The organism is Streptomyces sp. NPDC057428, assembly GCF_042803195.1.
Taxonomy (GTDB): domain Bacteria; phylum Actinomycetota; class Actinomycetes; order Streptomycetales; family Streptomycetaceae; genus Streptomyces.
In genome coordinates this window covers 66,326-79,426 of sequence record NZ_JBHVCT010000024.1, presented here as the reverse complement: position 1 = coordinate 79,426, position 13,101 = coordinate 66,326, and the positions used below count along the sequence as shown (strand labels likewise).

The following is a 13,101-nucleotide window of genomic DNA, read 5'->3' as shown; positions in this document are numbered from 1 at the left end:
CCGCACACCTGCGTGCGGCCCCCGTCTCCCGACCCACGGCCGAACCCCGGGGTCAGTAACCGCGCGCCGGATCCACGACGTTGCGCAGCGGCCGGCCCGCGCCGAACCGGGCCAGGTTGTCCAGCAGGAGCTCCAGGCACCGATGGTCCGTCTCGGCCGTGGCGTCCGCGCTGTGCGGCGTGATCAGCACTCCGGGCTCCGACCACAGCGGAGACGACGCGGGCAGCGGCTCGGTGGCGAAGACGTCCAGTGCCGCGCCGGCCAGCCTCCCGGTGCGCAGCGCGGACACCAGCGCGGCCTCGTCCACCACCGGGCCCCTGCCGACGTTGACGAGCACGGCTCCCGGCCGCAGCAGTGCCAGTTCGGCGTCGCCGACGAGCCCGGCGGTCTCCTCGGTCAGCGGCACGGCCACGACGAGGACGTCGAGTCCGGTCAGGAACTCATCGATCCGCTCGCGCCCGTACACCGCGGACACCCCCGGGACGTGGGAGCCGGAACCGGGGCTGCCGCCCGCACCGCGCCGACAGCCCCTCACCCGTGCCCCGAACGCGTCGAGGAGGCGGGCCGTCCGGCGGCCGATGTCCCCGAGCCCCAGGACTCCGGTCCGCCGGCCGCGCAGCTCCGCGGCGACCGGCACCTTCCAGTCCCGCTCCCGCTGCGCCGCGAGCGTCTGCGGGAGGCCCTTGAAGTGGGCCAGCAGCAGCGCCAGGACGTGCTCCGCCACCGCGCTGCCGTGCGTCCCGGCGCCGTTGGTGACGGTGAGACCGGTCGCGTCCGCGTGCCGCAGCACCGCGTGCGGCACGCCCACGGCCGTGGTGTGCAGCCAACGGCACTCCGGGTGCGTGCCCAGGAACGCGGCCACCTCGGCGTCGTCGCCCTGCCACACGAGTGCGGCGGCGCAGGGGCCGGACGTCCCGCGGCCATCCGGTCCCACCAGCGGGCCCGGCCACAGTGCGGCGACCCGCTCGCCCGCCCGCGGCGGCAGCCCGAACAGCCGCAGCCCGTCGCGCTGTCGCGTGGCCACCTAGCCGTGCGCCTCGGCGCGCTCCCGCACGCTGCGCGGACGCAGGTCGGTCCACACCGTGTCGATGTGCGACAGGCACTCCTCGCGCGTACCGGTCCGCCCCTCCTTCCGCCAGCCCTCCGGCAGCGCACCGTCGGCGCGCCATATCGAGTACTGCTCCTCGTCGTTGACGACCACCGCGAAATGCTCGGCGTTTTCCTGTGTTTCCATCACGATGATTCCTTCTCTCACTTCATGCGGTGAGCGGAGACAAGAAAAAAAGGGGAACTCCTCAGGAGCCTATCTCCTGGATTTGCGCAGTCGACAGCGGTGCGGACGTGATGCTCTCAGCGGATTGTTGAGGCGTTTCCGCGAATCTCTGACCGTAGTTGCTCCGGCCGTTCATTGCCTCTCGGCTCCCGGCGTTCCTAGGGTTTACGCAAGCGGCCAAGTGACGAGCAGAGAGTCTGGGTCAACCAAATGGATCGCACCAAGCACGGTTTGGACACCTGCGTGGTCGGACTCCACCGCCATCCCGCGGTGCGTGAGGCCGTAGGCGCCACGCACAGTGACGGCGAGCCGGTCGTGTACGTCCTCGTCGAGGACGGCCACGCCTTCGACGCGGCGGAACTGCGCCGGCACCTGGAGCAAGAGGATCATCCCGTGCCCGACGGGATCGCTCTCGTCCCCGTGCCGGAGCTCCCGCGCGCCGAGGACGGCTCCGTGGACCACGCGGAGCTCCCCGCGTTCGGCGTCCTCGGCGGTCTGCTGCCCCTGTGGCGGGAGGCGTTCGAGGACGACGGCATCGGTGCGGACGACGACTTCTTCGCACTGGGCGGCTACTCGATGCTGGCCGTGCGGCTCGTCGGCAAGATCGCCGACCGCTACGACGTCGACCTGCCGCTGGCCGACTTCTTCGACCTGCCGACCGTGCTGGACGTGGCGTACCGGCTGATCGAGCTCGGCGCGCGGCCCTCGGCACCGGAGGTGTCGCCGCACCCGGCGGACGAACTGAGCCTCAACGACCTCCTCGCCGACATCGACCGTCTCTCCGAGGAGCAGGCGCTCACCCTGCTGGGGCTGGAGGGCCCCTCGGCCGACGACGCCGCACACGGATGACCACCGGCACCCACAGGCACCGGACCTTCCCACGGAGCTGAGCATGTACCGGATCGACTTGACCGACGCCGACCGCGCACTGATCGACACCCTCGTCGAGGAGCTGCTTGCCGAGGAGCCGGCGACCGACGAGCAGCTCCTCGACGCCGTGGCCCTGCGCGCCCAGGAGATGCCGCGACCGCTGCGGGCCCGGCTGAACGACTTCCGTCTCAAAGAACCCTCCGGTGGCTGCGTGATCAGCGGTTTCCGGGTGGACGACGCCGGGATCGGCGCGACGCCCGCGCAGTGGGGCGAAGCCGACGACGACGGTCGTACCCGGCGCGAGGACATGTTCCTGCTGATGTGCGCCTCGCTGCTGGGCGACCCCATGGCCTGGGCCACCCAGCAGGACGGGCGGCTCCTGCACGACGTGGTGCCGATCAAGGGCCATGAGCACGCCCAGCTCAACTCCTCCACGGCCGAGCCGCTGACCTGGCACACCGAGGACGCGTTCCACCCGTATCGCGCCGAGTACGTCGGTCTCATGTGCCTGCGCAACCCGGACGCGGTGCAGACCACCTACGCGCTCTTCGACGACCTGGAGCTGGACGCGGAGACCAGGCGGGCGCTGGCCGGCCCGCGCTACGTCATCCGCCCGGACAACTCCCACCAGCCGGAGAACCGCACCAGACGCAGCCGGCTCCAGGCACCGGCGGACGTCATCGAACGCAGCATCCGCAGGATCGACCGGCTCAACGCCGCTCCCGAGAAGGTGCCGGTTCTCTTCGGCGACCCGCGGACGCCCTACGGCCGGCTCGATCCCTACTTCATGGACCGGACGGCCAACGACCCGGAGGCGGCGACCGCGTTCGAAGCCCTCGTCGAGCAGATCGACGCCAAGCTGACCGGCATCGCCCTGCGGCCGGGCGAGGTGCTCTTCCTCGACAACTACAAGGCCGTCCACGGCAGGAACCCCTACAGGGCCCGCTACGACGGACGCGATCGCTGGCTGCGGCGGGTCAACGTCACGCGCGACCTACGCAAGTCGCGGGACGCCCGGGTGAGCGCTGGCTCCCGCGTCATCTTCTGAGCCCGTTCCGCCTCCCCTCGCCAGGCCCACCGAAAGGCATGACCGTTTCATGAGGAAATACCGGCTGATGGTCCCAGGCCCCACACCGACCCCGCCCGAGGTCGCCGCCGCCGCGCTGCTCCCTGTCGAGGACGAGCGCACCCGGGCCTTCGCCGGCGTGTTCTCCAGGGTCCTCGACAACCTGCGACGGACCCTGCGCACCCGTAACGACGTCCTGCTGTTCACCTCCAGCATGACCGGCGCGTTCGAGGGCACCCTGCAGAACCTGTTCGCGCCCGGCGATGCCGTCCTGGTCGCCAGCAACGGCGCCTTCGGAGAGCGCTGGAGCCAGATGGCCGCCGCGTTCGGGCTGGAGGTCACCGAGGTGCGGCATGCCTGGGGCGAACCACTGGACATGGCCCGGATCTCCGCGGCGGCTGCGGCCCCGGGCCTCAGGGCCGCGATCGCCGTGCACTGCGAGACCTCGACCGCCATGGTCAACGACATCCGCGGGTTCGTGTCCGCGTGCGCGCCTCTGCTCACCGTGGTGGACTCCGCGTCCGGAGTCGGGGCCTGCGAACTGCGCACCGACGACTGGGGCATCGACGTCGTCGTGGGCGGCTGCCAGAAGGCGCTGATGACTCCGCCCGGCCTGGCCTTCGCCAGTGTCAGCGAACGGGCATGGGAGCAGCACCGGCGCGCCGGCCTGCCGCGCTTCTACTTCGACTGGGACGAGACACGCGAGGCGCTGCGCGTGGAGATCCCTCGCACACCGTGGACCCCGGCGATCTCCCTGATCAGCCAACTCGACGTGGCTCTGCGGCAGATCCACGCCGAAGGGCTGGACAACGTCCTGGCCCGGCACGTGCGGCTCGGCCGGATCGCCCGGGCGGGCGTTCACGGTCTCGGCCTGCGGCTGTTCTCACCGGACGAGGACCGCCACAGCGCGGTCACCGCCGCCGAGCTGCCGCCGGGCGTGGACGCGACCGCCCTGGTCGACCGGTTGCTGGACCGCTACGCCCTGCAACTCGCCGGGGCACAGCCCCCGTTGGACGGCCGTGTCCTGCGGATCGGGCACTGCGGCTTCATGGACGAGTTCGACGTACTGACCGCACTGTCCGCCATCGAACTGGGCCTGGCCGATCTCGGGCATCCCGTCCGGCCCGGCAGCGGCGTCACCGGCGCGCTCGAAGTCCTTCACGGCCTGCACAGCCCGTCTCCCGCGGCGGCCCGCACCGCGCGGGACAGGCAGCCGGTGCCCTGAGCCGCGCAGGCCGCCGCCCCACCCGCTCACCCGTCACTCGCGAAGGCCCGCCGGGACCGCGCCCCACTCACGAATCAGGAGCACGCCATGCATCTGCCGCGCACCGCACTGGAGGACTGGATGCGTGACTTCTACTTCGACACCTCCATCGATCTGGGCAGTAGCGGCGTGCAGTGCTGGTCACTCGCCGAGCTGCGGCGGCTTCTCGGCATCACCGTCGAAGAACTGGACGAGATCGCGCTGGACGACAGTCCCTCCTACGGCGGCCCGAACCTGCGCCGGGCCGTCGCCGACCGCTTCGCCGCCGGCGACACGGACCGTGTGATGGCCACCCACGGGTCCACGGAGGCGATCTTCGTCGTCATGAACGCCCTGCTGTCCGCCGGCGACGAGGTGGTCGTGCCGGACCCCGCCTACCACTCGCTGACCTCCGTCGCCGAGGCCATCGGCTGCCGGCTGGTGCGCTGGCGGCTCCGTCCCGAGACAGGCTTCACGCCCGACCTCGACGAACTCCGTGCGCTGGTGACCCCGCGCACCCGCATGATCGTCCTCAACTTCCCGCACAACCCCACCGGCGCCCACCTCACCCGCGGGCAGTTCGACGACCTGCTCGGTCTGGTCGACGGCCACGACCTGCACCTTGTGTGGGACGCCGCGTTCGCCGAACTCGTCTACGGTCAGGAACCGTTGCCGGATCCGTCGACGCTGCACGACCGCTGCATCGGCCTGGGCACCATGTCCAAGGCGTACGGGCTGCCCGGCACCCGCGTCGGCTGGTGTCTGGCCGCGCCGGAGATCCTGGCCCGCCTGGTACCGCTGCGTGACGCCCTGACGATCTGCCTGTCACCGCTCACCGAGCACCTCGCCGCACGCGCCCTGACCGACGCCGACCTCATTCTTGCGATCCGCCGCGCTCAGGCGGCCCGCAATCTCGACCGGCTCGCCGCCTGGGCCGAGGACAACGCCGACCTGGTGTCCTGGACCCGTCCCTCGGGCGGTGTCACGGCCTTCCCCGCCGTCGTGGGTGTCGCCGACACCGAGGAGCTCTGCCGCGAGCTCGGCCGCCGTCACGATCTACTGCTCGTCCCCGGTTCCGGCTTCGGGCATCCCGACCGCGTCCGGCTCGGCTTCGGCGGGGCCGAGGACGCCTTCGGGGAGGGGCTGGCCCGCCTTCACAAGGCGCTGGTGGAACGGCGGGGGACGCTCTGATGGACGTCGCCGACCTCCTCGCCCGGCTCCATGAACTGCCTCCGTCGCAACGCGCCCTGGTGGAACGGGCGCTGCGCGAGCGCGGCGTACCGCAGACCTGCGAGACCTCGGTCACCCAGCAGGGCTTGTGGCTCATCGACCAGATCACCCCCGACGACCGGCTCTACACGGTCGGCTGGCGCCTGCGGCTCGGCGGCCGGCTGGACACCGGCGCGCTCACCGGGGCGGTGGACGCGCTGGTCGCCCGGCACGCGGCCCTGCGCACCACGTTCACCGTCGAGGACGGCCGCCCGCTCCAGGTCGTACACCCCCAGCTCCGCACACCCGTCCCGGTCGACGACCTGCGCGAGCTGGACGGCCCCGCCCGCGAACAGCGGACGGCGGACCTGTGCGCCGCGGAGGTCGCCTGTGCCTTCGATCTGGAGAAGGGCCCGCTGGCCCGCTTCCGGCTGATCCGTGTGGCCGACGAGGAACACGTCCTCACGATCGTCGTCCACCACATCGTCTTCGACGCCGTCTCGGTGGACGTGGCCCTGCGCGACCTCTCCCAGGTCTACAACGCTCTCGTCGCCGGCGGCGCGCCCCCGCACACCGCGCCCCCGCCCCAGTACCCGCAGTTCGCCCGCTGGCAGCGCCGCCACCTCACCGGTCCGCGGCTGGAGCAGCTGATCGGTTACTGGCGCCGACAGCTCACCGGCGCACCGGGCCTGCTGGCCCTGCCGACGCTACGGCCGCGCCCGGCCGAACAGTCGCACGCCGGAGCGGAGTACACCGCCGTCCTCCCGGCCCAACTCAGCAAGCGACTACGCGCGTTGGCCCGCGGCGAGCGCAGCACCCTGTACACGGTCCTGCTGGCCGGCTTCCAGGTCCTCCTGTCCCGCTACAGCGGACAGCGCGACATCAGCGTGGGGACCGTGGCCCACGGCCGGGTCCGCAGCGAGTTCGAGCAGATGATCGGCTACTTCGTCAACACCCTGGTGGTGCGCGGCGATCTGACCGGTGATCCGAGCTTCCGGGAGCATCTGCGCCGCACCCGGGCCACGTTCCTGTCCGCCTACGACCACCAGGCACTCTCCTTCGACCGCCTGGTGGAGGAACTGGCCCCGCACCGCGGCCTCAGCCACAACCCGCTCGTCCAGGTCGTGTTCGAGTCCCACGACGAGGACGAATGGCAACAGCGGACCCGCTTCACCGGCTTGGAGATGGGACAGCTCCTGCCCATCGAGCTCGGCCGCTCGAAGTTCGACCTGAACGTGTCGGCCGTCGAGCACGACGGCACCATCGACGTGACCGTGGAATACGCCACCGATCTGTTCGACGAGCCAGGCGTCGCGCGCATGGTCGCGCACTACCGGCAGCTCCTGGAGAGCGTCGTGGCACAGCCGGACACGCCCATCGGCGCCCTGGAGATGCTCCTCCCGGAGGAACGGCTCCTGCTCGCCGCACAGCCGGCACCACCGGCGCGCTCCGCCTGCCTGCACGACCTCGTCCAGCGGCACGCGATCGCCACACCCCGGGAACCGGCCGTCTCGGACGGCGAACGCACCGTCTCCTACGGCGACCTCGACGCCGGCGCGGCCCGGCTCGCCCAGTGGCTGACCACACACGGCGTCACCCCGGAGACGGTCGTGGCCGTGGCGCTGCCCCCGTCGCCGGACCACGTCCTGGTCACCCTGGCGGTCCTCAAGGCGGGTGCCGTGTGTCTGCCCGTCGATCTCCAGGCGCCGACGGACACGCTGCGCACCGTCCTGGCCGATGCCCGCCCGGCTCTGGTGATCACCGACAAGGCGGCACTCCGCGAGCCGCTGGACGCCGGAACCGTCCTCCTCCTCGACGACGAAGCCCTCACCGCCGACCTCGCCGCACCCACCGGCACCTCCCGGCCGACCCGCGTCCTGCCCGGCCAGGCCGCCTTCCTGCTGTACACCGGCGCGGACGACGCGCAGCCGCACGGAGTGCTGCTCACCCATCACGGCCTCGCGAACGCGTTGCACCACACGGCCGCGCCGGGGAGCTCGGTCCGTCCGCACGGCGCCCCGGGAACCGACCGCGCTCTCTGGGAGACCTTCACGGCGCTGACCACCGGCGCCCACCTGGTTCTCGCCTCCGCCGACGAGCCGTCGTCCCACCACGTCACCATCGTCGGCCCCGGACCCGGCGACGGCTCGGCTCGCGTGCCGGGCCTCGCTCTCACGGACGAGGGCCCGGCGACCCCGGACGCCCGGCCGGACGGCGAACCCGCGCCGGCCATCGGGTACGGACAGACCGAGACCTCAGTCCTCGCCCTCACCGCCGAGCTCCGGCCGACCCCGTCCGGACTGCTCCCGCTCGCCCCGGCCGCCGGGGTCCGCGCCCGGGTGCTCGACGCGGACCTGCGCAGGCTTCCTCCGGGCGTGAACGGCGAGTTGTACATCGGCGGCGCGGGTCTGGCACAGGGATACCACGGACGTCCGGCCCGAACTGCGGCACGGTTCCTCCCCGACCCCTACGGACCGCCCGGGGCACGGATGTTCCGTACCGGCGATCTCGCCCGCCTGGACGACCGGGGGCGGGTCGTCGTCCTCGGACGCGCCGCCCATCGAGTCCTCGTGCACGGCCTGCCCGTGGAGCCCGGCGCCGTCGAGGCCGCGCTGCGGAGCCACCCGGAGGTGGAGCGGGCGGTCGTGTCGATGGCCGACCACACCGACGGCCCGCGCCCGATCGCCCACGTGGTGGCGGCCTCGGGCACGACCGTCGAACCGCAGCAGCTGCGTCGGCACGTCGCGGGCCTGCTAGCGGCCCACATGGTGCCCGCGGCCGTCCTGGTGACCGACGCGCTGCCCACCGCGCCCAACGGGCGGCTGGACCGGGCCGCCCTTCCCGCACACGAGCCCGTTCGCGCACCGGCCGACCGGGAGCCGGGCACACCCCTTGAGGCCGTACTGCGCGAACTGTTCGCCGACGTACTCGACCTGCCCTCGGTCGGACTCGACGACGACTTCTTCGACATCGGCGGTCACTCCATGCTCGCGTCCCGGCTGATCGCCAGGGTGAGCGACGTGCTCGACGTCGAGATGGGGCTGCGGACGCTGTTCGAGGCGCCGACGGTGGCGGAACTCGCTCTCACGCTCCAGCACACGGACGAACGGCCGGAAGCGGTCCAGGGCGATCTCGACGTCATGCTGCCGCCACGGATCCCCAGCGACCAGACGAGCGAGCCCGGTCCGTCCGTGTCCGTCGACACCGACCCGATCGCGTTGCGGGCCGGTCTCGCCGGGGCCGCGCCCGTGCCCGCGTCCACGGCCCAACGCGCCCTGTGGTTCCTGGACCGGGTCATGGAGCCGGGTGACCGGGCTGCCTACAACCTGGGCAAGGCGATGACCTTGCGCGGCCCGCTCGACCCGGACCTGCTGGAGCGATGCCTGACGGAGATCGTCCGCAGGCACCAGGTGCTGCGGACCACCTTCACCGCCGAGGACGGCGTCCCCCTGCAGGTGGTCCACGACGCCGGCCTGGTCCGGCTGCCGGTGCGCGACGTCAGCGCGCTCCCACCGGCGGAGCGGACCGAGGCGGTGCGCCTGCTGGCCGAGGGCGAGCTGTCCCGCCCGTTCGATCTGGCCGCGGAGCCGCTCTTCCATGCGCTGCTGGTGCGCTCGACCCCGGCCGAGCACACCCTGGTGCTGGTCTTCCACCACGCGGTCTTCGACGGTTGGTCGTTCGGCGTCCTCCTCGACGAACTGGCGGCGTTGTACGCCGCGTTCGGGGCGGGGCGCCGCTCGCCGCTCGCCGAACCGGCTTTGCAGTACACCGACTACTCGGTGTGGCAGCAGACCCGGTTCGACCAGGGCGCCCTGACCGAGGGGCTGGCCTACTGGCGGCGTGCCCTGGCCGGTGCCCCCGGCCTGCTGGCCCTGCCGACGGACCGGCCGCGTCCGGCCGCGGCGTCGTACACCGGTGCGCAATTCGCCTTCGTTCTGCCTCCGGACCTGACGGCCGGCGTCCGCTCCCGGGCGCGCGCGGAGGGCTGCACCCTCTACATGGTGCTGCTCGCCGCCTACCAGGTACTGCTGGCCCGGCTGTCGGGGCAGCGGGAGGTCCTCGTGGGTTCCCACGTCGCCTGTCGGCCGCGCACCGAACTGGAGGCGCTGCTCGGATTCTTCGTCAACACCGTGGTGCTGCGCGGAGAGGCCGCGGACGAGCTCACGTTCCGGGCGTACCTGCGGCGGACCCGGCAGACGGTGCTCGATGCGCTGGAGCACCAGGACGTGCCCTTCGAGCTCGTCGTCGAGGAGCTCAGGCCGGAGCGGACCCTGAGCCACAACCCGCTGTTCCAGGCCATGTTCACCCTCCAGAACACCGGCGCCGAGGACCCTGTGCGGCTTCCCGGCATTGAGGCCGTCCCCTGCGCGGTGACCACCAGCGACGCCAAGTTCGACCTGAGCCTGGACGTGGTGGAGGACGGCGACACGCTGCGCTGCGAGATCGGCTACCGCACCGACCTGTTCGAGCCGGAGACCGCGCAGCGGCTGAGCCGGCGCTACACGCAGCTCCTCGCCCAGTTCCTCGCCGAACCGGAGCGGACTCTGGGAAGCGTGGACCTGCTGCTGCCCGAGGAGGCGTCGGGGCTGCTGCGACAGGGACGGGGACCGGCCGTACCGGGCGCGCCCGCCACGCTGCACGGCCTGATCGAGGAGCAGGTGCGCCGCACACCGGACGCCCCGGCTGTGCTCTGCGACGGCGCCGACGCGCAGGTGCCGCCTTCGGCGGAGGCCGTGGTCGCTTCCGAGAGGGAGGAACTGTCGTACACCGGCCTGAACGAGCGGGCGAACCGTGTCGCGAGGGCCCTGGTCCGGCAAGGCGTCGGCCCGGAGTCCCTGGTCGCGGTCGCGCTGCCCAGATCGGCGGACCTGATCGTCGCCCTGCTGGCCGTGCTCAAGGCCGGCGGAGCATACGTACCGATTGACCTCGACCACCCGGCGGCCCGCATCGGCCACATGCTCGACGACGCCCGGCCCGTCACCGTCATCACGGAGACCTCTGTCGAGGAAACAGGCGTGCTGTCCGAGCGGCACGGCGCCGCGGTCCTGTTCCTCGACACCCCGGAGACGGTGTCGCTCCTGGCAGATCTGGACGGTACGGACCTCACCGACGCGGACCGCGACGGACCCCTGTCGCCGGAGCACCCGGCCTATGTCATCTACACCTCCGGCTCCACCGGCCGGCCCAAGGGTGTGACCGTCTCCCACGCCGGCGTGGTCAACCAATTCGCGTGGATGCAGCGCGAGTACGAGCTCACTGCGGCCGACCGCGTTCTGCACAAGACGCCGGTGGGATTCGACGTATCGGTGTGGGAGCTGTTCTGGCCTTTGACGTCGGGGGCCACGACAGTGGTGGCCCGGCCGGGCGGTCACCGGGACGCCCGTTACCTTGCCGGGCTCATCCAGGACGAGCGGGTGACAGTCGTCCAGTTCGTCCCCTCGATGCTCCAGCTGTTCCTCGACGACCGCACGGCCCGCGAATGCGTCGGCCTGCGCCTGGTGATCTGCATCGGTGAGGCGCTGCCGTCCGAATTGCATCGCGCGTTCGACGCTCTGTTCGACATCCCCTTGCACAATCTCTACGGACCGACCGAAGCCACCGTCGCCGTGACCGCGTGGACCGGTCGGCCCATGGGCTCCGACGGCGGTCCGACGCCGATCGGCCGGCCCACCGACAACACACAGGTCTACGTCCTGGACGCCTCCCTCCAGTTCGTTCCCACCGGTGTCACCGGAGAGCTGTATCTGTCCGGTGTACAGCTGGCCAGGGGGTACTTCGGGCAGCCCGCGCTGTCGGCGGAACGGTTCCTGCCCAACCCCTTCGGCACTCCGGGCGAGCGGATGTACCGTACCGGCGACCTCGTCAGATGGAACGCCGACGGAACACTCGCCTACCTCGGCCGCACGGACGACCAGGTCAAGGTCCGCGGCTTCCGTATCGAACTCGGCGAGATCGAGTCCGCGCTCCTGACGCATCCAGCCGTACGGCAGGCCGCCGCCACGGTTCGCGAGGACGTTCCGGGTGACAGACGGATCGTCGCGTACGTGGTGCCGACGACGGGCGCCGCCACTGAATCCGCCCTCCTGCGGGCGCATGTGGCGGCGGTGCTGCCGGAGTACATGGTGCCTGCGGCCGTGGTGGTGCTGGAGGCGCTGACGCTCACGGCGAACGGCAAGCTCGACCGGGCGAGCCTGCCGGCGCCGACGGTCGACCGGCCGGCGAGGGAAGCCGCCGAACGGCCACGCACCCCGCACGAGCGCCTGGTCGCGGACGCCTGGGCAGAAGTCCTGCACCGGGACGACATCGGCCTGCACGACAACTTCTTCGACCTCGGCGGCAACTCCCTCTCCGCCATGCGGATGGTGGCCCGCATCGAACAGACGGGCGGCCGGGCTGTCCGGCCCGCCGCCGTCTTCCAGGCACCCACGGTCGGGCAGTTGGCCGCACTGCTGAGCGATGAGGACGCCACGGGCGACGCGTCACCCCTGGTGACGTTGCGCGGCGGCGGTGCCGGGGCGCCCGTCTTCCTCGTCCACCCCATCGGCGGCAACGTCCTGTGCTACGCCGGGCTGTGCGACGAACTGGGCTCGGACCGGCCCGTCCACGGCCTGGTCGCGCGCGGCCTCAGCGGCGACGAGGTGCCACGCGACCGCATCGAGGCCATGGCGGCCTCCTACCTGGCCGCCCTGCCGAAAGCCACCACCGACCGGCCTTTCCTCCTCGCGGGCTGGTCGATGGGAGGTGCCGTCGCCCTTGAGATGGCCCGGCAGTTCCTCCGGTCGACAGGCCGGCCCCTCCCGGTGGTGATGCTGGACAGCTACCCGGCGCACCCGCACGGCGCCACCGGCGGTGAGCAGGACGAGGCCGCGCTGCTGGCCGACTTCGCCGCGGACTGGGGAGGCAACCTGGACCTCGACTTCGGCCTGTCCTACAGCGACCTCGCGGAGATCGGGGTGCGCGCCGGCCTTGAGCGGTTGCTGGCACGTGCCAAGGCCGCCGGTGTGCTTTCCCTCGACGACGACCTGGTCCTGCTGGACCGCCTGTTCCGGACGTACGCGGCACACGCCGTCGCGCTGGACCACCTCCGGCCCGCCACCCCCTACCCGGGACCGGTGACCCTGCTCGCCGCAGGCTCCGGGCGGCTGGGCGACGCGGTGGACCACGGTTGGTCCCACCACGTGACCGGGCCACTCAGCGTCGTGGAGGTGCCGGGAGACCACTACAGCATCCTGCGCGAACCCCAACTCCCGCACACCGCGGCTGTCTTCCGGGCGCAGCTGAAGGCGAGCGACCCCTCATGAGACATCCGCACGCGCCACTCGCAGACCGGATGCGCGACTTCCGCCGCGACACGAAGACCGACCTGGGCGGCGGCGTGCCGGGGCGCCTCCTTCCGGCGAGCAGGAAGCGGCGCACCTCCAGCGGGAGATGGCCGGCCTC

The 13,101-nt window shown here is 72.0% G+C and carries 7 protein-coding genes; 5 read left to right on the top strand and 2 right to left on the bottom strand.

Translation table 11 applies throughout. The features are described from left to right. Positions 1 to 52: 52 nt before the first annotated feature. Positions 53 to 1,024, bottom strand: a complete 972-nt coding sequence (locus tag ACFU5K_RS12735; protein WP_384059851.1) for a D-2-hydroxyacid dehydrogenase — start codon at positions 1,022 to 1,024, stop codon at positions 53 to 55. Continuing rightward, positions 1,025 to 1,234, bottom strand: a complete 210-nt coding sequence (locus ACFU5K_RS12730) for an MbtH family NRPS accessory protein (RefSeq protein ID WP_266637740.1) — start codon at positions 1,232 to 1,234, stop codon at positions 1,025 to 1,027. It abuts the gene before it with no gap. Between the two features lie 249 nt (positions 1,235 to 1,483). On the opposite strand from ACFU5K_RS12730, the gene ACFU5K_RS12725 reads away from it, so the two are divergent. From ACFU5K_RS12725 to ACFU5K_RS12705, 5 genes are all read left to right on the top strand, one after another. Beyond that, the gene (locus tag ACFU5K_RS12725) at positions 1,484 to 2,122 is read left to right on the top strand and encodes a phosphopantetheine-binding protein (RefSeq protein ID WP_384059849.1); all 639 of its coding nucleotides are present in this window, start codon (positions 1,484 to 1,486) and stop codon (positions 2,120 to 2,122) included. A 43-nt stretch (positions 2,123 to 2,165) separates the two neighbouring features. Further along, positions 2,166 to 3,191, top strand: a complete 1,026-nt coding sequence (gene gntD / locus ACFU5K_RS12720) for a guanitoxin biosynthesis L-enduracididine beta-hydroxylase GntD (RefSeq protein ID WP_384059847.1) — start codon at positions 2,166 to 2,168, stop codon at positions 3,189 to 3,191. Between the two features lie 49 nt (positions 3,192 to 3,240). Then, entirely contained in the window at positions 3,241 to 4,434 is a 1,194-nt protein-coding gene (locus ACFU5K_RS12715; protein WP_384059844.1) for a pyridoxal-phosphate-dependent aminotransferase family protein, read from the top strand. Positions 4,435 to 4,521: 87 nt separating this feature from the next. Beyond that, entirely contained in the window at positions 4,522 to 5,643 is a 1,122-nt protein-coding gene (gene vioD, locus ACFU5K_RS12710; RefSeq protein ID WP_384059841.1) for a capreomycidine synthase, read from the top strand. Continuing rightward, positions 5,643 to 12,962: an amino acid adenylation domain-containing protein gene (locus tag ACFU5K_RS12705; RefSeq protein ID WP_384059840.1), complete on the top strand. Its 7,320-nt coding sequence runs from the start codon at positions 5,643 to 5,645 to the stop codon at positions 12,960 to 12,962. Before vioD ends, ACFU5K_RS12705 begins: the two co-directional genes overlap by 1 nt. The last annotated feature ends 139 nt before the right edge of the window (positions 12,963 to 13,101 follow it).

Excerpts from the sequence above, each read along its gene's own strand:
- ACFU5K_RS12730 (WP_266637740.1), bottom strand. The coding sequence starts at position 1,234 with ATGGAAACACAGGAAAACGCCGAGCATTTCGCGGTGGTCGTCAACGAC.
- ACFU5K_RS12725 (WP_384059849.1), top strand. The coding sequence starts at position 1,484 with ATGGATCGCACCAAGCACGGTTTGGACACCTGCGTGGTCGGACTCCAC.
- gntD (WP_384059847.1), top strand. The coding sequence starts at position 2,166 with ATGTACCGGATCGACTTGACCGACGCCGACCGCGCACTGATCGACACC.
- ACFU5K_RS12715 (WP_384059844.1), top strand. The coding sequence starts at position 3,241 with ATGAGGAAATACCGGCTGATGGTCCCAGGCCCCACACCGACCCCGCCC.
- vioD (WP_384059841.1), top strand. The coding sequence starts at position 4,522 with ATGCATCTGCCGCGCACCGCACTGGAGGACTGGATGCGTGACTTCTAC.
- ACFU5K_RS12705 (WP_384059840.1), top strand. The coding sequence starts at position 5,643 with ATGGACGTCGCCGACCTCCTCGCCCGGCTCCATGAACTGCCTCCGTCG.